At 60.1% G+C, this 23,418-nt stretch carries 20 protein-coding genes, 1 tRNA gene, 2 pseudogenes and 1 other annotated feature; of the genes and pseudogenes, 15 read left to right on the top strand and 8 right to left on the bottom strand.

Features of this window, described 5'->3' with window-relative positions:
- From KW825_RS19565 to KW825_RS19585, 5 genes and pseudogenes are all read right to left on the bottom strand, one after another.
- A pseudogene (locus tag KW825_RS19565) lies at positions 1–82 on the bottom strand (ribulose phosphate epimerase); the annotation flags it as partial.
- Positions 83–185: 103 nt separating this feature from the next.
- On the bottom strand, positions 186–1,136 hold the full coding sequence (gene tal, locus KW825_RS19570; protein ID WP_218330152.1) for a transaldolase: 951 nt from the start codon (positions 1,134–1,136) through the stop codon (positions 186–188).
- Positions 1,137–1,199: 63 nt separating this feature from the next.
- Entirely contained in the window at positions 1,200–2,699 is a 1,500-nt protein-coding gene (araA, locus tag KW825_RS19575; protein ID WP_218330153.1) for an L-arabinose isomerase, read from the bottom strand.
- A gap of 15 nt (positions 2,700–2,714) precedes the next feature.
- Positions 2,715–3,413 (bottom strand): L-ribulose-5-phosphate 4-epimerase, encoded by a 699-nt coding sequence (locus KW825_RS19580; RefSeq protein WP_305730759.1) that lies wholly within the window; start codon positions 3,411–3,413, stop codon positions 2,715–2,717.
- Positions 3,410–5,086: a ribulokinase gene (locus tag KW825_RS19585; protein ID WP_218291817.1), complete on the bottom strand. Its 1,677-nt coding sequence runs from the start codon at positions 5,084–5,086 to the stop codon at positions 3,410–3,412. Before KW825_RS19585 ends, KW825_RS19580 begins: the two co-directional genes overlap by 4 nt.
- A gap of 376 nt (positions 5,087–5,462) precedes the next feature.
- On the opposite strand from KW825_RS19585, the gene KW825_RS19590 reads away from it, so the two are divergent.
- The 6 genes from KW825_RS19590 to KW825_RS19615 all read left to right on the top strand — a co-directional run bounded on the left by KW825_RS19590 (position 5,463) and on the right by KW825_RS19615 (position 12,851).
- Positions 5,463–6,446: an arabinose ABC transporter substrate-binding protein gene (locus KW825_RS19590; RefSeq protein WP_218330154.1), complete on the top strand. Its 984-nt coding sequence runs from the start codon at positions 5,463–5,465 to the stop codon at positions 6,444–6,446.
- Between the two features lie 73 nt (positions 6,447–6,519).
- The gene (gene araG / locus KW825_RS19595; RefSeq protein WP_218330155.1) at positions 6,520–8,016 is read left to right on the top strand and encodes an L-arabinose ABC transporter ATP-binding protein AraG; all 1,497 of its coding nucleotides are present in this window, start codon (positions 6,520–6,522) and stop codon (positions 8,014–8,016) included.
- Positions 8,017–8,065: 49 nt separating this feature from the next.
- On the top strand, positions 8,066–9,067 hold the full coding sequence (gene araH, locus KW825_RS19600) for an L-arabinose ABC transporter permease AraH (protein WP_218291820.1): 1,002 nt from the start codon (positions 8,066–8,068) through the stop codon (positions 9,065–9,067).
- 132 nt (positions 9,068–9,199) lie between these two features.
- Positions 9,200–10,111, top strand: a complete 912-nt coding sequence (gene araC / locus KW825_RS19605) for an arabinose operon transcriptional regulator AraC (protein WP_218291821.1) — start codon at positions 9,200–9,202, stop codon at positions 10,109–10,111.
- A gap of 372 nt (positions 10,112–10,483) precedes the next feature.
- Entirely contained in the window at positions 10,484–11,878 is a 1,395-nt protein-coding gene (locus KW825_RS19610; protein ID WP_218330156.1) for a glycoside-pentoside-hexuronide (GPH):cation symporter, read from the top strand.
- Between the two features lie 16 nt (positions 11,879–11,894).
- A complete protein-coding gene (locus tag KW825_RS19615) occupies positions 11,895–12,851 on the top strand; it encodes a family 43 glycosylhydrolase (RefSeq protein WP_218330157.1) in 957 nt (318 codons plus the stop codon).
- A 165-nt stretch (positions 12,852–13,016) separates the two neighbouring features.
- Here the strand turns inward: KW825_RS19615 and KW825_RS19620 are convergent.
- Both KW825_RS19620 and KW825_RS19625 read right to left on the bottom strand, forming a co-directional pair.
- Positions 13,017–13,093 (bottom strand) — tRNA-Arg (locus KW825_RS19620).
- A gap of 50 nt (positions 13,094–13,143) precedes the next feature.
- A complete protein-coding gene (locus tag KW825_RS19625; protein WP_218330158.1) occupies positions 13,144–14,298 on the bottom strand; it encodes a flagellar assembly protein FlgT in 1,155 nt (384 codons plus the stop codon).
- A 345-nt stretch (positions 14,299–14,643) separates the two neighbouring features.
- Here KW825_RS19625 and KW825_RS19630 point away from each other — a divergent pair, with 345 nt between their 5' ends.
- Positions 14,644–15,267, top strand: coding sequence for a FlgO family outer membrane protein (locus KW825_RS19630; protein WP_218330159.1), 624 nt, complete (start codon positions 14,644–14,646; stop codon positions 15,265–15,267).
- Positions 15,268–15,282: 15 nt separating this feature from the next.
- Positions 15,283–15,711: an LPP20 family lipoprotein gene (locus KW825_RS19635; protein WP_218330160.1), complete on the top strand. Its 429-nt coding sequence runs from the start codon at positions 15,283–15,285 to the stop codon at positions 15,709–15,711.
- A 97-nt stretch (positions 15,712–15,808) separates the two neighbouring features.
- Here the strand turns inward: KW825_RS19635 and pheA are convergent, their stop codons facing one another.
- The gene (gene pheA, locus KW825_RS19640; RefSeq protein ID WP_218330161.1) at positions 15,809–16,984 is read right to left on the bottom strand and encodes a prephenate dehydratase; all 1,176 of its coding nucleotides are present in this window, start codon (positions 16,982–16,984) and stop codon (positions 15,809–15,811) included.
- 38 nt (positions 16,985–17,022) lie between these two features.
- Positions 17,023–17,145 (bottom strand) — a sequence feature (Phe leader region).
- 168 nt (positions 17,146–17,313) lie between these two features.
- Between pheA and KW825_RS19645 the strand changes: the two are divergent.
- From KW825_RS19645 to phrB, 7 genes and pseudogenes are all read left to right on the top strand, one after another.
- Positions 17,314–17,418: pseudogene (locus KW825_RS19645) on the top strand (HAD family phosphatase); the annotation flags it as partial.
- 136 nt (positions 17,419–17,554) lie between these two features.
- Positions 17,555–18,427, top strand: coding sequence for a hypothetical protein (locus KW825_RS19650; protein WP_218330162.1), 873 nt, complete (start codon positions 17,555–17,557; stop codon positions 18,425–18,427).
- A 102-nt stretch (positions 18,428–18,529) separates the two neighbouring features.
- Positions 18,530–19,078: a DUF3157 family protein gene (locus tag KW825_RS19655; RefSeq protein WP_218330163.1), complete on the top strand. Its 549-nt coding sequence runs from the start codon at positions 18,530–18,532 to the stop codon at positions 19,076–19,078.
- Positions 19,079–19,284: 206 nt separating this feature from the next.
- Entirely contained in the window at positions 19,285–19,914 is a 630-nt protein-coding gene (locus KW825_RS19660) for an outer membrane beta-barrel protein (RefSeq protein WP_042654140.1), read from the top strand.
- A 168-nt stretch (positions 19,915–20,082) separates the two neighbouring features.
- Entirely contained in the window at positions 20,083–21,027 is a 945-nt protein-coding gene (locus KW825_RS19665) for a DUF523 and DUF1722 domain-containing protein (protein ID WP_218330164.1), read from the top strand.
- Positions 21,028–21,096: 69 nt separating this feature from the next.
- On the top strand, positions 21,097–21,984 hold the full coding sequence (locus tag KW825_RS19670) for a MerR family transcriptional regulator (protein WP_218330165.1): 888 nt from the start codon (positions 21,097–21,099) through the stop codon (positions 21,982–21,984).
- Positions 21,981–23,417 (top strand): deoxyribodipyrimidine photo-lyase, encoded by a 1,437-nt coding sequence (phrB, locus tag KW825_RS19675; RefSeq protein ID WP_218330166.1) that lies wholly within the window; start codon positions 21,981–21,983, stop codon positions 23,415–23,417. The genes KW825_RS19670 and phrB overlap by 4 nt, the downstream gene beginning before the upstream one ends.
- Position 23,418 lies beyond the last annotated feature (1 nt).

Genomic DNA, 23,418 nt, shown 5'->3' on the forward strand with positions numbered 1-23,418 from the left:
CCGGGTGACCGGAGTTGGCTTTTTGAACGGCATCCATACTCAATGCGCGAATGGCATTGGCAAGCTCTTTACGAGAAGGCATCTGTATCTCCTGCGATTGCTTCATTTGATGGCCAAGATTAAGGCGAATTACTGTCTAAAGCGGGCGCTCGAGGGCGCCCGACGGGGAGGGTGTACAAGCCCTATCAGAGGCGACCGGCCAGCATGGTTTCCAGCTTGCCCTGGTCGACGGCGAACATGCGGATGCCTTCGGCCAGCTTCTCGACGGCCATGGCGTCCTGGTTCAGTTCCCAGCGGAATTCGGCTTCGCTCAGCGGAGCCGGTTTGGCCTTGCGCTCGCCGGTGTAGTTCAGCTTGCGCACCACGGCGCCTTCGCTCTTGCTCAGCTCTTCCAGCAGGGCAGGGCCTATGGTCAGGCGGTCACAGCCGGCCAGTTCCAGGATCTCGCCGGTGTTGCGGAAGCTGGCACCCATGACCACGGTCTGGTAGTCGTGCTGCTTGTAGTAGTCGTAGATGGCGGTGACGGAGACCACACCCGGATCTTCGCTCGCGCTGTAGTCACGGTTGTGCTTGGCCTTGTACCAGTCGAGGATGCGGCCCACGAACGGGGAGATCAGGAAGGCACCGGCCTCGGCACAGGCGCGGGCCTGGGCGAAGGAGAACAGCAGGGTCAGGTTGCACTGGATGCCTTCTTTCTCCAGCACCTCGGCGGCACGGATCCCTTCCCAGGTGGAGGCCAGCTTGATCAGGATGCGATCGTTGGCGATGCCGGCTTCGTTGTAGAGACGGATCAGCTTGCGCGCCTTGGCGATGCTGGCGTCGGTATCGAAGGAGAGACGGGCATCCACCTCGGTGGAGATGCGGCCCGGGACGATGTTCAGCACTTCCAGACCGATGTTGACCGCCAGCTTGTCGCCCGCGTCGATGATTTGCTGTGCCTTGTCCTGGCTCTGGGCCTTGGCCCAGTAGATGGCGTCTTCGATCAGTGCCGCGTATTCGGGGATCTCGGATGCCTTCAACACCAGGGAGGGGTTGGTGGTGGCATCGATGGGCTGGTAGCGCTTGATGGCTGCGATATCGCCGGTATCGGCAACGACAGGGGTGACGGCGTTAAGTTGCGTCAGCAGACTGGTCATAACATTGTCCTTGGCAAAAATAAGAGCAATAAAAAGCCCCCGTGAGAGGGGGCTGGCAACGGTTTATTTGCAGAGCTTGTAGTAGACCTCGTTCCAGCGGATCTCCTGCTGGAAGGCCGGGATCCGGGTGGCTTCGTCGATCACCAGGAACTCGATGCCCATGATGTCGGCGAAGGTGCGCAGTTGCTCGATATCCACCGCCTGGCTAAACACCGAGTGGTGGGCCGCGCCGGCCAGGATCCAGGCTTCGGCGCTGGTCTGCAGGTTTGGCATCGGGTTCCACAAGGCGCTTGCCACTGGCAGTTTCGGCATGGCCTCTGGCAAGTCCACCACCTCCAGCTGGTTGACCACCAGGCGGAAGCGGTTGCCCATGTCGATGAGGCTGGCATTGACCGCCTTGCCCGCCGGGGCGGAGAACAGCAGACGGGCCGGATCGGCCTTCTTGCCGATGCCCAGATGCTGGGCATCCAGCACGGGTTTGCCGGCGGCGATGGAGGGGCAGACCTCCAGCATATGGGCACCCAGTACCAGGTTGTTGCCTTCTGCCAGATGGTAGGTGTAGTCCTCCATGAAGGAGGTGCCACCCGGCAGACCATGGCCCATCACCTTGAGGGTGCGCAGCAGGGCCGCGGTCTTCCAATCCCCCTCCCCACCAAAGCCGAAGCCTTGCTGCATCAGGCGTTGGCAGGCCAGCCCCGGCAGCTGGTGCAGGCCGTAGAGATCTTCGAAGGTGGTGGTGAAGGCACCAAAGCCGCCGTCGGTGAGGAATTTCTTCATCCCCAACTCCTGACGGGCCGCCTCATAGAGGGACTCCCGCTGTGGGCCGCCCGCCTGCACCGCCTCGGTCAGGGTATAGGTGGCCTCGTACTCCTCCAGCAGCGCCTCGATATCGGCGACCGGCACGGCGTCGATGACCTTGACCAGATCGCCGACCGGGTGATAGTTCACCTGATAGCCAAACTGGATCTGGGCCTCAATCTTGTCACCCTCGGTCACGGCCACGTTGCGCATGTTGTCACCAAAGCGGGCGACTTTCATGTGGCGGCTGTCGTGGATGGCGGCGGCGATGCGCATCCAGTTGCCGATCTTGGTGTGAGCCTCCTTATCTTGCCAGTGACCGACCACCACGGTACGGGGCAGACGCAGACGGGCCCCCATGAAGCCAAACTCGCGGCCGCCGTGGGCGGTCTGGTTCAGGTTCATGAAGTCCATGTCGATCTCGCTCCATGGCAGATCGCGGTTGAACTGGGTGTGGAACTGCAGCAGCGGTTTCTGCAGCTGGCTCAGGGCCGGGATCCACATCTTGGCCGGGGAGAAGGTGTGCATCCACACCATCAGGCCGACGCACTGCTCGTTGTGGTTGGCGTCGCGGGCGACGCTGCTGATCTCATCGAGGGTGGTGCCGGTGGGCTTGATCACGATCTTGATCGGCAGGCCGGCGTGCTCATTGAGCTGGCTGCTGATGGTGTGGGCGTGATCGGCCACCTGCTTGAGGGTGGTGGCGCCATAGAGATGCTGGCTGCCGACCAGGAACCACACTTCCAGCTGTTTCATGAATTCCATCTTGATGTCCTCTGTTTATGCTTTTGTCTGGCCGTAATAGGCGTGCTTGCCATGTTTGCGCTGGTAGTGTTTCTCCAGCAGGTAGTCGGGCAGGGCGTTGGCCTGCGGGTTGATCTGGCCGGTGAGCCAGGCCATGCGCGCCACCTCCTCCAGCACCACGGCGTTGTGCACCGCGTCGCTCGCGTCCTTGCCCCAGCTGAAGGGGCCGTGGTTGGCCACCAATGCTCCCGGCATGGTGAGAATGGGAGTCTGCTTGAGCGTCTCGACGATGAGATGGCCGGTCAGCCCCTCGTAATCCTCCTCGACCTCGCCCGGGGTCAGCAGGCGAGAGCAGGGGATCTCACCGTTGAAGTAGTCGGCCTGGGTGGTGCCGAAGAGCGGGATGGGGCGCCCCGCCTGGGCCCAGGCGGTGGCATGGGTGGAGTGGGTATGTACCACGCCGCCGAGCTCGGGATAGGTGCGATAGAGCACCAGGTGGGTGGCGGTGTCGGAGGAGGGGCGCAGGCTCCCCTCGACCTGCTTGCCAGCGAGATCCAGCACCACCAGATCTTCGAGCAGCATGCTGTCGTAGCTGACACCGCTCGGCTTGATGACCACCAGATTGCGCTCGCGATCGATACCGCTCACATTGCCCCAGGTGAAGGTCACCAGGCCGTGGCGCGGCAGATCCAGGTTGGCGGTCAGCACTTGCTCCTTGAGTGTGCGCAGGTTCATGCCAGGTCCCCCCGATTGTAGAGAGGCTCGGCGGCACTGCTCCATTGGAGATAACGCTGGTAGAGCCGTTCATATTCGGCGACTCGCTCGGGTTGTGGCTGGTGGGTGCGCTCTACCGCACTGGCCATGTCGCGCTGGGCCTCGGCCACATCGGGATAGATGCCGGCGGCCACGGCGGCGAAGATGGCCGCGCCGAGGGCGCAGCACTGATCCGACGCCACCACCTGGATGGGTCTGTTCATCACGTCGGCACAGGTCTGCATCACGGTGACGGACTTGCGGGCTATCCCCCCAAGGGCGATGACCTGCTCCACCGGCACCTGTTGGCTGGTCATGCACTCCATGATGCTGCGAGCGCCAAAGGCGGTGGAGGCGACCAGGGCACCAAACAGATCGGCGGTGCTGGATCCCAAGTTCAGACCCGTGATGGTGCCTTGCAGGCGTTGGTTGGCGTAGGGGGTGCGGCGGCCGTTGAACCAGTCGAGCACAATCGGCAGATGTTGCAGATCGAGTTGTGCATCCCAGGTCGCGGCGAGGTTGGGCAGCAACTGCTGTTTCTGGGCTTCGACGGCGGTGCAGAGTTCAGGGTATTGCTCCGCGAGTTGATCCAGTGGCCAGCTCAGCAGCCGTTGATACCATGCATAGATGTCGCCAAAGGCGGATTGTCCTGCCTCAAGCCCCACCATGCCGGGCACCACGCTGCCGTCTACCTGACCGCAGATCCCTTTGATCGCGCGATCGCCAATGGTGGCCTCATCGGCGATCAAGATGTCGCAGGTCGAGGTGCCTATCACCTTCACCAGCGCATTTTTACTGGCTCCCGCCCCCACCGCACCCATATGGCAGTCAAAGGCGCCTCCCGCGATGACCACCTCGCAGCTCAGATGCAGGCGCTCCGCCCACTCCGGCGTCAGGGTGCCGACCGGCAGATCGGCGGTCCAGCTGTCGGTAAATAGCGGGAAGTCGAGATCGTCGGTCAGCAACGGATCCAGGGCATTGAGGAACTCGGCGGGGGGCAGGCCACCCCAGCTGGGGTGCCACAGGGACTTGTGGCCGGCGGAGCAGCGCCCGCGTTTGATGTCGGCCGGGGCCTGGCTACCGCTCAGGATGGCGGGGACCCAGTCACACAGCTCAACCCAGTTGCAGGCCGCTTCACGGACGGCAGCATCTGCGCGCGAGACGTGCAGGATCTTGGCCCAGAACCATTCGGAGGAGTAGATGCCCCCGATATAGCGGCTGTAATCGGCAAACTGGCCACTGTGACAGAGCGCCGTGATGGCCTCGGCCTCCTCGATGGCGGTGTGATCCTTCCACAGCACGAACATGGCATTCGGGTTGTCGGCAAATTCGGGCCGCAGTGCCAGCACCCGCCCCTCGTTATCGATAGGTGCGGGAGTCGAGCCTGTGCTGTCGACCCCGATGCCACGTACCGCCGCGCGCTGCTCGACGGACAGTTGACCGACCACGTTGACCACGGCCTGCTCCATCGATTCGATGTAGTCGAGTGGGTGGTGACGGAATTGGTTGTGGACCGGCTGACAGTATTTTCCCGCTTGCCAGCGTGGGTAGTAGACAACGTGAGTTGCTAGTTCGGCGCCGTCGTGACAACGGACGGCGAGCGCTCTTACCGAGTCGCTGCCGAAATCGAGTCCGATGACGATGTGCTCAGACATGGTGTACTCCTGACCATCAATGAAATGGGATGACTGGGTGCAACCATAGGAGATGAGGCGGGTGAGTGGTTATCAATAGGCTGCTAAAAGTATGGATATTTAAGCTGGAAATGTAATGACGTGACCGCACTCGCGAATCAGATATATGACAAATTAGCTGAAAATATAGACTAAATAGCTATGGTTCCATAGCGAGATCCTGCTCTCAAATTCCTACCGAGAAAGCGGCTAAAACTGTGTCTGCTCATATGCACTGAATAGAATTTATATAATAACGACATGTTTTTTAATGGATTAATGTTCTCTGTGGATTGAGTGAATTAATAAGCCCTTCCTCGTTGATACATGGATTGATAGAGCAATTGGAGATACTCGCATGAACAAAATCGTTAAAAGTATGATTGCGCTGGGATTTGCCTTTGGTATGGCAAATTCTGCTTTCTCGGCCGAGGCGTTGAAGCTGGGCTATCTGGTCAAGCAACCGGAGGAGCCCTGGTTCCAGACCGAATGGAACTTTGCCGACAAGGCCGGCAAGGATCTCGGCTTCGAGGTGATCAAGATTGCGGTGCCCGATGGCGAGAAGACCCTCAATGCCATCGACAGCCTGGCGGCCAACGGCGCCAAGGGCTTCGTCATCTGCACCCCGGATCCCAAGCTGGGGGCGGCCATCATGGCCAAGGCCAACAGCATGGATCTGAAGGTCATCACCGTGGATGACCAGTTCGTCAACGCCAAGGGTCAGCCGATGGAACAGGTACCGCTGGTGATGATGGCAGCCACCAAGATAGGGGAGCGCCAGGGTCAGGAGCTCTACAAGGAGATGGAAAAGCGCCAGTGGGATCTGAAGAGCACCGCGGTGCTCGCCATCACGGCTGACGAGCTGGATACCGCCCGCCGCCGGGTCGAGGGTTCTCTCGGTGCCCTGAAGGCCGCCGGTTTCCCCGATGCCCAGATCTATCGCTCCCCGGCCAAGGCCAATGACATTCCGGGGGCGCTGGATGCCGCCAACTCCATGCTGGTGCAGCACCCCGAGGTGAAGAACTGGCTCATCGTCGGCATGAACGACAACACAGTACTGGGCGGCGTGCGTGCCACCGAAGGGCAGGGCTTCAAGGCCGAGAACGTCATCGGCATCGGCATCAACGGGGTGGATGCGGTGAACGAGCTCTCCAAGTCCAGCGCGACCGGTTTCCTCGGCTCCCTGCTGCCGAGCCCGGACGTGCATGGCTACAAGAGTATCCAGATGCTCCATGACTGGGTCACCAACGGGGTGGAGCCGGCCAAGTTCACCGAAGTGACCGATGTGGTGCTGATCACCCGCGACAACTTCAAGGTCGAGCTGCAGAAGAAGGGCCTGTGACCGGCCTGGTTAACCCCTGACACCTATACCGGCATGGCGTTGCGTCGTCATGCCGGTTGCCTGGAGTGAATCCATGAATCAAGTTCCTTATCTGGAGTTTTGCGGCATCAGCAAGGAGTTTCCTGGCGTCAAGGCGCTGCAGAATGTCTCCTTTTCCTGTCAGCAGGGCACAGTGCATGCGTTGATGGGAGAAAACGGCGCAGGCAAGTCCACCCTGCTCAAGATCCTGAGCGGCTTTCAGGCCCCCACCACAGGGGTGGTGAAGCTGGCCGGTCAGGAGAGGGTGTTTCAGAACACGGTCGATGCGTTGGAGAGCGGGATCGCCATCATCTACCAGGAGTTGCATCTGGTGCCCGAGATGAGCATCGCCGAGAACATCTATCTCGGCCAGCTGCCTACCCGGCGCGGGGTCATCGATCGGGAAAAACTCTATCAGGATGCGGCCAGGCAGCTGGCACGCCTCGGCATGGATGTGTCGCCAGAGACGCCGCTCAAGTACCTGTCGCTGGGCCAGTGGCAGATGGTGGAGATCGCCAAGGCGCTGACTCGCGACGCGCAGATCATCGCCTTTGACGAGCCGACCAGCAGCCTCTCGTCCCGCGAGATCGAGCAGCTGTTTCGGGTCATTCGCCAGCTGCGCGACGAGGGCAAGGTCATTCTGTATGTCTCTCATCGCATGGACGAGATCTTCGAACTGTGCGATGCCATCACCGTTTTCAAGGATGGTCAGTTCGTGCGCACCTTCGGCTCCATGGCCGAGGTCAACCGGGATCTGCTGGTCAAGACCATGGTGGGGCGTGAGCTCACCGATATCTACGGCTACAGCCCTCGCCCGCTGGGGGAGCTGGGCCTGCGGGTGCAGAACCTGATGGGGCCGGGCTTGAAGGCGCCGATATCGTTTGACGTCAGACGGGGGGAGATCCTCGGCATCTTCGGCCTGGTGGGGGCCGGTCGCAGCGAGCTGATGAAGCTGATCTTTGGCGCCGACAAGATGGTGTCCGGCGAGATCTCGGTGTTTGGCAAACAGGTGCCCATCCGCAATCCCATCGATGCCATTCACAGCGGGATCATGCTCTGTACCGAGGATCGCAAGGCGCTGGGCATCATCCCCATCCATTCGGTACAGGAAAACATCAACATCAGCGCCCGTCGCCACAAGGCGTGGGGGGGCTTCTGGATCAATCAGCAGTGGGAAGACGAGAACGCACGGCTGCGGATCCGTGACATGCGGGTCAAGACCCCGTCCCCCCATCAGGCGATCATGAACCTCTCCGGCGGCAACCAGCAGAAGGCCATTTTAGGTCGCTGGCTCTCGGAAGACATGAAGGTGATCCTGCTCGATGAGCCGACCCGTGGCATCGACGTCGGAGCCAAGAACGAGATCTACAACGTGATTTACGATCTGGCCAAGGTGGGCATCGCCGTGGTGGTGGTGTCAAGCGAGCTGCCGGAGGTGCTGGGCATAGCGGATCGCATCATGGTCATGCGGGAAGGGGTGATCGCAGGGGAGCTTTCCCATGCTGATGCCAATGAAATCAAGGCGCTGGATCTGGCCATGCCGGCCCGCTGAGCCGCCGACATGACCCGATAGCGATTCGAAACAATTCAGGAGAAATAGAATGATAACAACGACCTCTGTCAGCCAGGGAAGCGCTGCTTCGGTGGAGACCGGCGCCAGACTGCAACTTGCCCGGATCTGGGATCAGTACGGGATGCTGGTGATCTTCGCCATCCTGTTTCTGCTGGCCTGCCTGCTGGTACCCAACTTTGCCAGCCTGATCAACATGCGCGGGCTGGGACTCGCCGTCTCCATGTCGGGCATGGTGGCCTGCGGCATGCTGTTTTGCCTCGCCTCCGGCGAGTTCGACATGTCGGTCGGCTCCGTGGTCGCCTGCTCCGGCGTCGCCTGTGCCGTCGGGATCAATGCGACCGAGAGCATCACGGTCGGCATCCTGGCCGGCATGTCGATCGGTGTGCTGTTTGGGCTCATCAACGGCATAGTGGTGGCCAAGTTCAAGATCAACGCCCTGATCACCACCCTGGCGACCATGCAGATGGCGCGCGGGGTCGGCTACATCATCTCGGACGGCAAGGCGGTCGGCATTGTGGAGGAGGGCTTCTTCGAACTGGGCAACTCGGCCATGCTGGGGATCCCGACGCCGGTCTGGCTGACGTTAATCTGCTTCGTGCTGTTTGGCCTGTTGCTCAACAAGACCACCTTCGGCCGCAATACTCTGGCCATGGGGGGCAATGAGGAGGCGGCTCGCCTGGCCGGGGTCAATGTGGTGCGCACCAAGATCATCATCTTCACCATGACCGGGCTGATTGCCTCGATCGCGGGCATCATCCTCGCCTCCCGTATGACCTCGGGTCAGCCCATGACCTCCATCGGTTTCGAGCTGGTGGTCATCTCGGCCTGCGTACTGGGTGGGGTCTCCATGAAGGGGGGGATCGGCAAGATCTCCTACATTATCGCCGGGGTGCTGATCCTGGGGCTGATGGAGAATGCGATGAACCTGCTCAACATCTCGCCTTTTGCCCAGTACGTGGTACGCGGACTGATCCTGCTCGCCGCCGTCCTGTTTGACCGCTACAAGCAGGTGCGCAAGGCGCGACGCTAAACCCTCATGCCAGGCCAGCCCCCGCTGGCCTGGTTGCTAATACTGTGTTTAATATCAATGAGTGTGATCGAGCTCAATTTTTCCGTATCGCACCGACCGCCAGATAGCGCATTAAGAGGATGAATCTCTACAATGGCTGACGCTGATTATTTTACCGAAACGCTTTTCTCTGCCATGTCCTCGATACAAAAAGACAAGCCAAAACAACTCAACCCCTTGTTGCCAGGATATGCATTCAATGTGTTTCTGGTATCAGACATGACGCCTATCGAGAAAGACAGTGCGCTCGATTTCATCATCGATCGACCCGGCGGCATGAAGGGCTTCATCGTCAATCTGACCATCAAGGGCAAGGGGCAAATCTTCCAGGGCGATCAGGCCTTCACGGTTGAGCCCGGTGATCTGCTGCTGTTTCCACCTGCGTCCGTACACTACTACGGCCGGGCGCCGGATGCGCAGGAGTGGTATCACCGCTGGGTCTATTTCCGGCCAAGGGCATATTGGGCAGACTGGCTCAAATGGCCGCGAGTGCTGGAGAGGGTAGGGCGGTTGAGCCTGGGCGATAACCAGCTGATCCAGGAGTTTGATGATCTCTTCATCGATATCGAAGAGACGTACAAGCAGATCCGTCCCATGTCAGAGCAACTGGCGATGAATCTGCTGGAGCGCCTGCTGATCCGTTGCTATGAATTATCCTCCCAGACGGAATATGCCACAGTTGATCACCGCGTCCATGAGGCTTGCCAGATCCTGAGCGAGTCGCTCTCGGCAGAGATTTCGATTGATGCGCTGGCCGAACAAGTCTTCCTCTCCCCGTCTCGCCTTGCCCATCTGTTTCGAGACCAGATTGGGGTGAGTATCGTTCGCTGGCGCGAGGATCAAAGGATCATGCGTGCCAAACTGCTGCTGCAAACCACTCCTTTGACGGTGGCTGTCATCGGCCAGCAGGTCGGTTATGACGATCAGCTCTACTTCTCGCGAGTCTTCAAGAAACGGGTAGGAGTGAGCCCGACTGAATACCGTAAATGCGCCACCCCGCTCTGATGAAGCCATCCTTGCCTTATATCCGGGACCTGATATTGCTGAACGGCTCGGGCCTCGTGACATGAGGTGGTCCGATCTTGCCAGTGCCTGAATACATGGCAAATCAGGGGTGTCGGTGTTTCCTGCACCGCAGGGTGACCACCTGCTGTGCAGGCAGTATTTATAATTGAACTCGATTGACCCTTACATGAAGAAAATTCGATGATCTTATATCAGGAAATTTTCCGTGCTCTGCTTCGAACTGACGCAACCGACCTCACACTTCACTGCTAATGACAACATTATCCATATCGGCAGCAAATTTTTGGCAGGCAACTTCATCATTAAGAATGAATAATCTTGCCCACGACTTATCGCTCGGGAGAGTTGACGATGAAAAATAATAAGCTGTCGATTAAAGAAAAAATAGGTTATGGGATGGGGGATGCCGGCTGCAATATTTTGTTTGGCACCATAATGTTATTTGTTAACTATTTCTATACCGATGTATTTGGCCTTGCGCCAGCGCTAGTCGGTGTGCTGCTACTCTCGGTGCGAATTATTGATGCAATAACTGATCCCATCATGGGTGCCATTGCTGACCGAACACAGAGTCGTTGGGGACGTTTTCGTCCATGGTTATTATGGATGGCGTTACCCTTCGCCATATTCAGTATTCTGATGTTTACGACGCCAGACTGGAGTTATGAAAGTAAGGTTATCTACGCCTTTGTGACTTATTTCCTGTGTTCGCTTGCTTATACCGCCATCGGTGTGCCTTATTGCTCGCTGGGCAGTGTGATCACCAACGATCCTAAAGAGCGCGTCTCTTGCCAATCCTATCGTTTCGTCATGGTGGGTATCGCAACATTGATCCTCTCGCTGACGCTGCTCCCCATGGTGGAGTGGTTTGGTGATGGCGACAAGGCGAAGGGTTATCAATGGGCAATGGCGGTGTTGGCGATGCTCGCCGTGTGCATGTACTTGTTCTGCTTCTTTACTGTCCGTGAACGTATTCGTCCGGCCGTGCCAACGAACAGTGATCTGAAATCTGATTTGAAAGACATATGGAAGAATGACCAGTGGGTACGCATTCTGCTGCTGACGCTGTGCAACGTTTGCCCTGGTTTTATCCGTATGGCGGCGACCATGTATTACGTCACCTGGGTCATGCAGCAAAGCACCAGCTTTGCCACCATGTTCATCAGCCTTGGCGTCATCGGCATGATGGGCGGCAGCATGCTAGCCAAAACCCTGACCGACCGATTCTGCAAACTGAAGGTCTTCTTCTGGACCAACATAGTGCTGGGCTTCTTCTCTTGCGGCTTTTATTTCCTCGACCCGAATGCAACCGTGCTTATCGTGGTGATGTACTTCCTGCTCAACATTCTGCACCAGATCCCTTCCCCGCTGCACTGGTCGCTGATGGCCGATGTAGATGACTATGGTGAATGGAAAACCGGTAAACGTATCACCGGGATCAGTTTCTCCGGAAACCTGTTCTTCCTGAAGCTCGGCCTGGCGATAGCCGGTGCCATGGTCGGTTTCCTGCTTTCCTGGTACGGCTATGATGCGAGTGCCGAACAGCAAAATCCGGACACGGTCAAGGGTATCATCATGCTGTTCACCGTTATTCCTGGTATTGGATATCTGATCACCGCGGGTGTAGTACGTCTGCTTAAAGTCGATAGCGAATTGATGAAGCGTATTCAGGAAGACTTGAAAAAACGTCGAGTCAACTATCAAGAACTCAACACCAATAATGATGGTAAGCCTGCCAAGGCCTAAGCATAGGGAACATAGAATGACGCAGACAGTGTGGCCTAATCCATTCATTGAACAACGTGCCGACCCGTTTATTCTGCTCCATGAAGGTTGGTATTACTTTATTGCCTCAGTGCCAGAATATGATCGGCTGGAAATTCGACGTGCGGCCACTATCGGTGCGCTGGCGGACACAGAGGCGGTGGTTGTATGGCACAAACCTGAAATGGGCCCGATGAGCAATCTCATCTGGGCACCGGAGATTCATCATATCGATGGGCGATGGTACATCTATTTCGCCGCTGCTCATACGCAGGCACTCGATAGTCTGAATATGTTCCAGCATAGAATGTTCGTACTGGAATGTGTGGATATGGATCCGCTTGAAGGCCAATGGGTCGAGAAGGGACAAATTAAAACACAATTCGATACATTCAGTCTGGATGCGACTACTTTCCACCATCAGGGGAAACTATGGTATCTCTGGGCTCAAAAAGCTCCCGATATTCCTGGCAACTCGAATATTTATATCGCGGAGATGGATACACCATGGTCAATCAAGGGTGAACCCGTGTTGCTCAGCAAACCCGAATTACCCTGGGAATGTCGAGGATTCATGGTTAACGAAGGCCCCGCCGTGGTGAGTCATGGTGAAAGACTCTTTGTGAGTTACTCGGCCAGCGCCACGGATGAAAATTATTGCCTTGGACTATTGTGGATAGACATGACAGAGGACCCGACCAAGGCCGAAAACTGGCATAAGTCCCCGCACCCCGTCTTTACCACCAGCTATGAAAACAAGCAGTTTGGACCGGGTCACAACAGCTTTACCAAAACGATAGAAGGGGAAGATGTGCTGGTTTATCACGCACGGAATTATACGGAAATTGAAGGCGATCCGCTTTACGATCCCAATCGTCATACCCGTCTGAAAACGATCGCTTGGAATGACAACGGTATGCCTGAATTTGGTGTGCCGCCGGCCGACCACGGTTAAAGGAGAGTGCCCTCAGCTTGTTTCGCATCCTGAGGGATTATCTCGGCGTATTGTGGGTGATGTTTCGGCCAAGTACGTTAAGCGGCGTGGCTGATCCAACCAGTGCGCTAAAGCCAAAAACGACCAAGGGGTTGGCATCTGATGATGCCAACCCCTTGTCTTGTATGGTGTTCCCGACTGGAGTCGAACCAGTGGCCTGTCCCTTAGGAGGGGACCGCTCTATCCAACTGAGCTACGGGAACCTTGTGGCGGGCATTATACAAGAAGCCGCACTCTTTTAAACCCTTGATTCCTATTCCAATAGGGCCAGATCGCCGACTTGGACGTTAAACGGCGAATATTTGTTCTGGCTGCTGATAACGGCGCCATCCTCGAACACCTGCACCACCTCGAACAGGCCGTCGGCCGGGTTGCGCATCATGCGGGACTTGCCATAGGGGTCGACGAAGTCGGCGCTGTGCTGGATGCGGAACTGATCCCCGAGCCGGACGCCGTTGCGGCGGCCGAGGTTGATATGGGGGCCGCGTTCTTGCTGGCCCACCACCCGGGCGGTGACCGGGGCACAGCTCAGTTGGGAGACGATGTCCTGCGCCGCCTCCTGCAGCTGGTAGTTCACCTCCTGGCCGTAGCTGGACTGCCAGAATTGGCCGCTGTTGCTGCCTACCTGATCTCGCTTGGAGAAGGTCCAGTTGGCGCGCCCCTGGTACTCCTTGCGGCTGAGCAGGCTGCCGTTGATGCCGTCGAACAGGTAGAGCTGCATGCGGAAGTTGCGGATGGGATCCTTGTACCAGCTGGTCAGTTGATTGCCCTGGGGCTCGAGGGAGAGGTCATCTATGCTGCCGAGCACCAGATACTGGCTGTCGGTGCGCAGGCTGAGTGCCTTGATCTCCTCCAGGGCGCTGCGATCCCCCTGCTGCAGATGGAGCGGATCGATACGCAGATTCTCGTCCAGCCACTGACGGGCAACCACTCCCTGCGGCGTGCCGGCCAGGGTCTCGAACAGGTGACGGGAGAGATCGGCAGGCATGTCATCGAGGGCGCCGGTGCTGGCCTGATCCGGATAGCGCAGCCGCAGCCTGACCAGCGTCAAATCCTTGGCGTAGTGCTGGGTCTGGCAGATCTGGCGTTCCGCCTGGATGTCAGCCTTGATCGTGATGTACATGCGGCCGTTGCGCACCTCTTCCCGTTTGAGCCGATACTGACGGATGTCGCCGCCGGATCGGATCTGGATCTGCTCCGAGCGCAGGCTGCCATTTTCCAGGCGCTGGATGCTGGAGACGGCCGCGCCGCTCGCCAGCAGGGCCTGGCGCAGCGCATCACGGGTCGCCTGCTCGCGAGCATAGGCCTCGTCGCCACCGAGGATGGCGGCGCTGCCCTGGGCCTCGATGATCTCGGCCCGGGCCGACAGGCTGACCAGCAGCAGGGTTAACAGCAGCGGAACTTTCATAACAGACACCTTGAATAGACGGATTGGCAAAGGCCGCCGAGTTGACGCCAGCGGCCGATACGCAGCATGAACACGGGTCGGTTTGCACCCATGGTGCAAATAAAAGCAAGATCCATGCCTCATTCCAGCTCTCCGCCGTTCCTGTCCGTGCCGGTGGAGGAGAGGTGGCAGGATCCCTGGCATTCCGGCGGCTGGCAGGCTCTCATGACGGGCTGGGGAGGGGCGGTCAGCGGGGCACATTCAGGCTGGCGGCAGCGTGATGGCGGGCTACCTGGCGCATTCCTGCCTCAAGTGTTGGCCGCCGCGACCGATAACAGGTCAGGTGTAGATACAGGATAGGTATCCATGAACAGATTCATCACGGCGCTCGCGCTCGCGCTGGCCCTGGCCGGCTGCGGCTCCGCCGACCCCATCAAGCGGGATCAAGGGGATCCCAGGCAGGCCGAGAAGGGGATGGAGCTCAACTGGCTGGTGGCCCGCATGACCGATCAGCTGATGGAGCGCAAGTCTCCCACGACGGTGACCGAACCCATCGCCGTCGCCTCCTTCGTCGATCTCGACACCCTGAAAGACACGAACTGGATGGGGCTGCAGATCGAGGAGAGCTTTATCTACGAGCTCAACCGGCGCGGGGAAGTGGTGGTGGACTTCAAGACCACGGGCAACATTCAGGTGACGCCGCAGGGTGACTTCGTGATGAGCCGCAACTACCGGGATCTCTCCTCCCGTTTGCCGATCTCCCGCATCCTGACCGGCACCTTCAGCCGCAACTCGCAGGGGATCCTGGTCAACGCCCGCATCATCGATCTGCGTACCAAGATGGTGGAGACCACGGCCCAGAGCCTGATCCCGCAACAATATCTGTCCGGCGCCAGCAATTCGTTCGGCCGGGCCTCGGTCAATCGGGGTTACCTGATGCGCGGCAGCCAGGCCAGCACCAGCGGCCACCTGGTCAATCTGACCCCCTGACAAGGAGTGAATGCAATGAAAGTCCTGTTTGGTGGCCTGCTGGCCCTGCTGCTGACGGCGTGCGCCAGCGATAACTACGTGGTGGATTACGGGACAGGGGGGAAGCCCGACGACTTTCCGGTGCTCAAGGCGGTCGGCTATGCGGTGATCAACATCCAGCCGGGGCCGACCCAGTCAGAAAAGATGCTGCAGGCTATCCGCGCGTCCAAGATGGATGCCTACCGCGAACTGGCGGAGCAGCTCAATGGTCAGCAAGTCAAAGCCCATAGCAGCTACAAGGACCTGACCCAGACGTCCAACGCGCTGGATGTGTCGGTGGCCGGCATGGTGCGCGGTGCCAAGGTGGTGGCGACCTATCCTCGTGGCAATACTTATGCGACCGAGATGGAGCTCGATACCCGCACCCTCTATAACATCAATCAGCTGATGGCTGACCAGTTTTGAGATGAGTGGCCGGACGCGGCCCGCAGCGTGACAGCAAAAAGGCGAACCCAGGGTTCGCCTTTTGTCTATCTCGGGGGCGAGGAGCCTCAGCCGCGCATCACTGGTTGCCCAGCAGCACCGGCGGCACCGTGGTCGGCTTGACGTCTTCGCTCGGATAGCAGCCCAGCACCTTGATGTAGCGGGTGATCTTGGTCAGCTCCACCAGGGCCGCCTGCATGTCGGGGGTCTGCAGGTTGGCGGAGACATCCAGATAGAACATCTCCTCCCAGGGATTGCCCTGCACCGGACGGGACTCCAGCTTGGTCATGTTGATGTCGTGGCTGCGCAGCACCAGCAAGGCCTCCACCAGGGAGCCGGGGCGCTGGGAGGTGGACATGATGAGGGTGGTCTTGGCCGGGATCTGGGGCGCCACGTCGATGGGCTTGCGCGCCACCACGATGAAGCGGCTGTAGTTCTCCTTCTGGTTGGCGAGCTGCTCGGCCAGCACATCCAGCCCGTACAGTTCACCGCCGGCGGCACTGCCGATGGCGGCCGCCTCCGGGCTCCCTAGCTCCTTGACCTTCATCATGGCGCTGGAGGAGGAGTCGCAGATCTCGTGGCGGGCCCCTTCCAGCTTGCTCAGGTAGTGGGAGCACTGCTGGAACACCTGCGGGTGGGCGTAGAAGGTCTTGATGCGGGCGAGTTCGGTCGGCACCGCGGTGAGGATGCAGTGCTCTATGGGGTAGGTCAGCTCACCGACGATGGAGAGGGTGGTGTGCTGCATCACGTCATACACCTCGTTGATGGAGCCCGAGCTGGTGTTCTCGATGGGCAGCACCCCGAAGGCGGCGCGGCCAGATTCCACCGAATCCAGCACCTCGCGGAAATTCTGGCAGTTTACCTCGATCACCTGATCCTTGTAGCGGGCCAGGTACTTGCGCGCCGCCAGGCTGGAGTAGGAACCGCGCGGACCCAGGTAGGCGACGCTGGTCATGGGCTCCTGCTGCTCGGGGTTGAGCAGGCTCTGCAGATAGGCCTGCTGGGAGAGCACAGAGTCTTCGATGATGGTGTGATAGAGGCGGGTGATGTACTGGGCATCCAACCCGAGCAGCCGGCCCTGCTGGATCAGGGCGACCAGCAGATCCTGCTCACGCTGGGTGTCGCGGATGGGACGCGGGTTGGCCTGCTTGGCGCGGGCGACCTCGATGCTGAGGGTCTTGCGTTTGGCCAGCAGGGTGAGCAGCTCCTGATCCAACTGGGTGATGTCTTGTCTGATCTCGTCGAGCGTTGCCATTGTGGTTCCCTATCCAAGTAATCTGTGGTGGTAGCAGCAAAAAAAAGCCTCCGCTAGGGGAGGCTCGATTCGTCTTTGGTTTCTGTTGATGCGACGACAGGGCCTTCCCTCAAGTGGGCCGGATAAACGAGAAAACAAAGAAGAATGGTGTGTGCATGATCTTGTCCTGAATGTAACGTCATAACCATTAAGGGATTTGGCTGCCGGATGCAAGTAAAACTTGCCCGGGGGCGGCGAACGGGGCAGGGTAATTGGCTCGGGCCAGAGGCGGTGATCAGCGCCATGTTGGTCCTGTCTATGGTGAGGGCTGATATCAGGAGCGGGTGACGATGGCGATTATCTTCGATCTGGGACGGGTGGTGGTGAGCTGGGATCCGGTGGGCATAGTGCGCAGGGTGAGAGGGCCTGCTGGCGCCGAAGCGCTGGTCGAGCAGGGATGGCTGCCCGGCTGAGCCGGGTCGCGCAAGGAGATCCGCGCTCGACTCAAGCAGGCTTCGTTAGAGGCCTGATGAAATAAAACACGGTTTTATCCGCATCCTTTAAGGGTCTATTCAGCTTTAAAACGACAAAATGGCACCTAATTCACCATCCGGAGCTGTTGTCATGGATGCCAATGTTGTCGTGCTGAATCGGGGATACGATCAGACCTTTCAGGCCAGGGAACAGCTGCTCATCGAGACCCTGGCCGGTCATGGCGAACTGATCGTCTCCTTCTCCGGCCGGCTGGCGTCCTGTTACAGCATGGATCTGTGCCGCGCCAGCGGGGCCAGGATCCGGGCCATCACCCTGGACAGCCCGACCCTCAGCCGCCAGGCGGTCGCCCGGGCCAAGCGCTACTGCCGCCATTACGGCATAGAGCACAAGGTGCTCAAGACCGACGAGATCCTCATCTGCAACGCCCCCGGCCGTGCTGGCAAGGCGATCGATCCCATCCGTTACGTCTGTCAGCTGACGGCGCTGGAGAGCAACTGGGGTCATCAGCCGATCCTGTTGCCCGCCTCTGCCGAGGAGCAGTTGCGCTATCTGCACCACTTCGGCAGCCTGCCAGCCAACACGCTCTGGTGTTTCGCCGAGCAGGGCATGACGGATCGCGACTTTCGCTACGGCTTCAACAAGCGGCGGCTGGATCTCTGGGGTCATGGCGGCAACGGCTGCCTGAGCAGCCGCTTCGCCGATCCCGACTCCCTTGACCGGGATCACCTGCGGATGGTGGACATGGCCGAGGAGATGCTGGCCGACATGGGGCTGGACGGGGTGCAGGTGTTCTTCCACACCCTGGCGGATCGGGTGACCACCCTGGCCAGGGTGCGGGTGCCCCAGCGTATGCGGGCGCGGGCCTTCGACATGCAGGCCAGCATCCTCAAGGCCCTGCAGAGCACAGCGTTCGATCTGGTGACCCTGGACATGGTGCCGGGCGAGGATCCGCAAGAGCTGGCCGTCTGAGTCCAGGGAGGGAGAGCGCCGTTACGTGAGTCGGGTCATAGGCAAGCGGGTCCCGACTCTCTATACTGACGCCCTCCTGCATCTCTATCGAGTCACTAGCCTATGAAGCCCCTGTCCCGACTGCTGGTCGCCCTCTGTCTCTCTCCCCTGCTGGCCCAGGCCGCCCCCCTCAGCCAGGTCACTCTGCCGGATGGTCGCCAGGTTCAGCTCAACGATGACTTCACCTGGGAATATCTGCTGGTCAAGCCGGCGGCGACGGCCGGGGTGGCCAAGGGCGCCGTGGCGGCGCCGGTGCTGACCGAGCAGGCGCTGACCAACCCGGACATGCTCTCCCAGGCGAGCAAGGATGGCATAGGCGTCCAGCTGACCCAGATCGATGGCGACGATCCGCTGCAACTGCAATTCATGCTGAACAATAGCGGCAGTCGCAACGTGGTGCGGGTCAGCGGCAGCGTCACCCTGTTCACCGAGCAGGGCGTCCAGCTGACGAGCCAGGAGGTCAGGTTCTGGGCCGGCGAGAACCGCCTGCCCGACTCCTATCTGCGCAAGGGCGAGCAGCGTCCCTCGCGGGCCATCGAGCTGGCTCGCCCCGCGGGCCTCGGCGGCAAGCCGCTGGTGCGAGTGCAGATCGACGAAGTGGAATTCCGCTGACTCTTCGCCACACGGCGAGCATCAGCAAACAGGCTCCATCACGGAGCCTGTTTTCGTTCAATTGTTAACCCGGTCACGGCCAGCAATATTTGCTTACATCTGCAATGGTTTGGCAACAGCTTGCCGCTCGGCACCGTCCCCGCTAGCCGTCACAATGGCTCCATTCCAGCTAGGTCCTCACTAGCTCTACCTATGGAGTCAACAAAATGCAAAAAGTCGCACTGTCTATTCTGGTACTGGCCGGCCTCTCTTCCACCTCCGTCATGGCGCAGGATGCCTTCAGCTACGTCAAGGGCTCCGCTACCTGGGCTCACAGCAAGTCTGACTACGTCGGTGGCAAGGACAGCAACAACCGTGACTTTGGCGGTCTGAGCCTGGATCTGTCCAAGAGCTTCGGTTCCAACTTCTATGGCCGTCTGGGCACCGAATACACCTCGCGCAACAGCGGCAACGACAGCATGGCCATCACCAATCTGGGGATGGGGGTGTTCACCCCCCTCAGCTCAGGTCTGAATCTATACGGTGAAGCGGGCCTGATGGGCTACAGCATGGAGCGTGAGCTGGCCGCCGACGTGAACGACTCCGGCTGGGACAACATCACCCGCAAGGAGAGCGGCAGCCTGTACGGCGAAGTGGGCCTGCGTTACGACCTGGGAGTGATGGAACTCTCCACCGGCTATCGTTACGCCAACATGACCGATGACATGCACGATTTCAAAGTGGGCGCCGCCTACAAGGTGAGCCAGAACCTGGCCCTCACCGCCGACTACACCTATCGCAAGTGGGACCTGCAACAGGGATCCATCTCCAGCGTGGGTGTGAAGTACAGCTTCTAATTTTTCCATCCTGTCGTGTCTTTGCCCATGGCCCCGGTCATGGGCTTTTTCATTTTCCGGTGATCCTGTTTTCGCCCATGTGTCGTATCGGTCCTTAATAGTTATACAACTTCCATTCCTTTGTATAACTGCTATAACTGATCCAATTCTTATACAAGGGGCGAAGTCATGTACAAGATCAAGGTCGGTATCAGTGCCTGCCTGCTGGGGCAGGAAGTGCGGTTTGACGGGGGCCACAAGCGCTCCAGCTTCTGCGAACGGGATCTTGGCGCTCACTTCGACTATCACCCCGTCTGCCCCGAGATGGCCATCGGCCTCGGCGCGCCGCGCGCCGCCATCCGGCTGGTCAAGCGCCATGGGGAGGTGCGTGCCGAGGCGAGCAACGGCAGCTTTGACGTCACCGAGCGGCTCATCGCCTTCAGCGAGCAGAAAGCGCGCCAGCTCGATTTCCTCTCCGGTTACATCCTCTGCGCCAAGTCCCCCAGCTGCGGCATGGAGCGGGTGCGCATCTATGGTGCCAACAACGAGGGGAGCGCCAAGGAGGGGATCGGCCTCTTTGCCAAGGCGTTGATGGCGGCCAACCCATTGCTGCCGGTGGAGGAGGATGGCCGCCTGTGCGATCCCATACTGCGGGAGAACTTCGTGCTGCGGGTCTTCGCCTATCACGACTGGCAGCTGCTCTGCGCCCGCGGGATCACCGCCGCCGCCCTCATTCGCTTTCACTCCCGCTACAAGTATCTGGTGCTCTCCCACGCCAGCACCCACTACCGCACCCTCGGCAAGCTGCTCGGCAACCTCGGCAAGGCCAACCTGCAGCAGGTGGCAGACAGCTACATCAGGGGCTTGATGGCGGCGCTGACCCTGCGCGCCAATCGCCGCAGCCACACCAATGTGCTGATGCACCTGCAGGGCTACTTCAAGCGGGTGCTAAGTGGGCCCCAGAAGCAGGAGCTCTGCGACACCATCGACAAGTACCGCACCGGCATATTTCCGTTGCTGGTGCCGCTCACCCTGATCCGCCACCATCTGCGGGAATATCCCAATGCCTATCTCGCCGAGCAGGTCTATCTCAACCCGTACCCCGATACGCTCAAGCTGCGCTACGGGCTCTGAATCCTTGTGCTGCGACCCCGGATACGCATCAGCGCCGGGGCGTCCATACCCTGTTGAATGGAAGTAACCATGTCTGATTTACCGCAAGAAGTTGCTCCTCTGCCTGATGAGGGGATCTACCCCATCCGCGAGGTCTCCCGCCTCACCGGAGTCAATGCCGTCACCCTGCGGGCCTGGCAGCGCCGCTACGGGCTGGTGCAGCCCGCCCGCACCGACAAGGGCCACCGTCTCTACAGCCAGCAGGATATCCGCCAGATAGGCGAGATCCTGAGCTGGCTGGAGCGGGGAGTGAGCATAGGCCAGGTCAAGGGGCTGCTGAGCGAGCCCCACGCCCAGCCGGTGAGCGATCACTGGCTGCAGACCCTGGAGCGGGTCAGCCAGGCGTTGCTCGCCTTCAACCAGCGCAAGGCGGAGGCCGAGCTTAACGATCTGCTGGCGAGCTACCCCTTCGAGCTGGTGCGCAGCCGGGTGCTGCAACCGCTGGTGGAGCGGCTGCTGGGACTCTGGCGCGAGCGGCCGGACGGCGAGCTGCTGCAACAGGTGTGGCTGGGCTGGCTTCACACCCGCTTCGCCCGCCACCTGATCGAGCAGGAGAAGGGCCTGCCCGTCACCCTGGCGAGCTGGGGTCAGGTCGGCCCTCTCGATCTGGTCTGGGCGGCCTACGAGCTGATAGGTCAAGGCTATGAGGTGCAACTGCTGGGGGCAGTGGAGCCGCGCCACGTCGCTCTGCTGGAGGGGCGGGCGACCACCCCCTGGCGGGTGCTGCTGGGGGCCGGGCTGGGCAAGCCGGCGCTGGCCGCCGACTGGCCCGCCGGTACCCGCCTCTTTGGCGAGCTGGGGCGACTCTATGACGCGGATTGGTTGGCCGCCCACGGCTGGCGGGCGACCCTGGCCGAGGTGATGGCGGACCAGCCTGCCACGCGCGGCTTGAGCGGGCGTGTGAGGAAGCAACCATGAGGCTGGTCTGGTTTCGCAATGACTTGCGTCTGGCCGACAACCCGGCGCTGCGCTCGTGCTGCGGCAATGTCGGCGCCGATGAGGAGCCGGTAGCGGCTCTCTTTGTCATCTCGCCGAGCCAGTGGCGGCAGCACAAGATGGCCCCCATCCGCCAGCGCTTCATTCTGGCCCGGGTCGATGCGCTGGGCCTTGAACTGGCGGCCCTCGGCATCCCGCTCCATCTGCTGCGGGTCGAGACCTTTGCCGAGCTGCCGGCGGCGCTGGCGAGTCTGACCCGGGCGCTCGGGGTGACGAGCCTCTATGCCAATCAGGCCATCGAGCTCGACGAGCAGCGCCGCGACCGTGCCGTCGACACGGCCTTGGCGAAGCAGGGGACGAGTTGCCACTGGCTCAACGGCTGCTGCGTGCTGCCACCGGGGCGGGTGCTGACCGGTTCTAGGGAGATGTTCAAGGTGTTCACCCCTTTCAGCCGCGCCTGGCTCAAGGCGCTCGACGAGGATGGCTTCGTCATCCACCGGGCCCCGCCGCCGCGGGGCGAATCCCAGCCGTGGCAGCCGCTGGCCGAGAGGGCCTTTGTCGATGAGGCGATCGGGGACGTGACCCCGGATCCCCGCTGGCCCGTGGGGGAAGCCGAGGCAAGTCGCCGTCTGAATGATTTTCTGGAGCAGGCGGTGCTGGACTACGGCGAGACCCGGGACTTTCCAGCCCTGGCGGGCACTTCCGTTCTTTCTCCCTATCTGGCGGCCGGCATCATAAGTCCGCGTCAGTGCGTGGCGGCCTTGCAGCAGCGGCTCGGTTGCCGGCCCCAGTCCAAGGCGCAGCCCGGTTTCGTCTGGCTTAACGAACTCATCTGGCGCGAGTTCTATCGCCACCTGCTGGTGCTGGTGCCAAGCCTCTCCATGAACCTGCCCTTCAAGCCCGAGACCGGGGCCCTGCCCTGGAGCTGGGACCCGGATGCCTTCGCCGCCTGGTGCGAGGGACGTACCGGTTACCCCATAGTCGACGCCGCCATGCGCTGCCTCAACGCCACCGGCTGGATGCACAACCGGCTGCGGATGATAGTGGCGAGCTTTCTCACCAAGGATCTGCACATTCACTGGCGGCTCGGGGAGGATTACTTCATGAGCAAGCTGATTGACGGGGATCTGGCGGCCAACAACGGCGGCTGGCAGTGGGCGGCGGGCACAGGCGCCGATGCGGCCCCCTACTTTCGGGTGTTCAACCCGACCACTCAGGGGCAACGATTTGATCCACAAGGGGAGTTTATCCGTACCTGGGTATCTGAGCTTGCCGATCTGCCTGCCACCTGTGTGCACCAGCCCCACGACTGGCTGCAGCTCAAGGGGCGGCAGTATTACCCGGCGCCCATGGTGGATCATGCCGTTGCACGGGTGAGGGCCATCGCGATGTTCCGTGACCTGGAGAAGAAATAAC

Source organism: Aeromonas sp. sif2433 (assembly GCF_019218705.1).
GTDB lineage: Bacteria > Pseudomonadota > Gammaproteobacteria > Enterobacterales > Aeromonadaceae > Aeromonas > Aeromonas encheleia.

Coding starts and splice junctions, on each gene's coding strand:
- KW825_RS19590 (WP_218330154.1), top strand. CDS start 5,463: ATGAACAAAATCGTTAAAAGTATGATTGCGCTGGGATTTGCCTTTGGT.
- araH (WP_218291820.1), top strand. CDS start 8,066: ATGATAACAACGACCTCTGTCAGCCAGGGAAGCGCTGCTTCGGTGGAG.
- araA (WP_218330153.1), bottom strand. CDS start 2,699: ATGGAATTCATGAAACAGCTGGAAGTGTGGTTCCTGGTCGGCAGCCAG.
- KW825_RS19665 (WP_218330164.1), top strand. CDS start 20,083: ATGTACAAGATCAAGGTCGGTATCAGTGCCTGCCTGCTGGGGCAGGAA.
- KW825_RS19650 (WP_218330162.1), top strand. CDS start 17,555: ATGGCACCTAATTCACCATCCGGAGCTGTTGTCATGGATGCCAATGTT.
- KW825_RS19635 (WP_218330160.1), top strand. CDS start 15,283: ATGAAAGTCCTGTTTGGTGGCCTGCTGGCCCTGCTGCTGACGGCGTGC.
- KW825_RS19615 (WP_218330157.1), top strand. CDS start 11,895: ATGACGCAGACAGTGTGGCCTAATCCATTCATTGAACAACGTGCCGAC.
- KW825_RS19655 (WP_218330163.1), top strand. CDS start 18,530: ATGAAGCCCCTGTCCCGACTGCTGGTCGCCCTCTGTCTCTCTCCCCTG.
- KW825_RS19610 (WP_218330156.1), top strand. CDS start 10,484: ATGAAAAATAATAAGCTGTCGATTAAAGAAAAAATAGGTTATGGGATG.
- araG (WP_218330155.1), top strand. CDS start 6,520: ATGAATCAAGTTCCTTATCTGGAGTTTTGCGGCATCAGCAAGGAGTTT.
- phrB (WP_218330166.1), top strand. CDS start 21,981: ATGAGGCTGGTCTGGTTTCGCAATGACTTGCGTCTGGCCGACAACCCG.
- KW825_RS19585 (WP_218291817.1), bottom strand. CDS start 5,086: ATGTCTGAGCACATCGTCATCGGACTCGATTTCGGCAGCGACTCGGTA.
- KW825_RS19670 (WP_218330165.1), top strand. CDS start 21,097: ATGTCTGATTTACCGCAAGAAGTTGCTCCTCTGCCTGATGAGGGGATC.
- pheA (WP_218330161.1), bottom strand. CDS start 16,984: ATGGCAACGCTCGACGAGATCAGACAAGACATCACCCAGTTGGATCAG.
- KW825_RS19580 (WP_305730759.1), bottom strand. CDS start 3,413: ATGAACCTGCGCACACTCAAGGAGCAAGTGCTGACCGCCAACCTGGAT.
- KW825_RS19625 (WP_218330158.1), bottom strand. CDS start 14,298: ATGAAAGTTCCGCTGCTGTTAACCCTGCTGCTGGTCAGCCTGTCGGCC.
- KW825_RS19660 (WP_042654140.1), top strand. CDS start 19,285: ATGCAAAAAGTCGCACTGTCTATTCTGGTACTGGCCGGCCTCTCTTCC.
- araC (WP_218291821.1), top strand. CDS start 9,200: ATGGCTGACGCTGATTATTTTACCGAAACGCTTTTCTCTGCCATGTCC.
- tal (WP_218330152.1), bottom strand. CDS start 1,136: ATGACCAGTCTGCTGACGCAACTTAACGCCGTCACCCCTGTCGTTGCC.
- KW825_RS19630 (WP_218330159.1), top strand. CDS start 14,644: ATGAACAGATTCATCACGGCGCTCGCGCTCGCGCTGGCCCTGGCCGGC.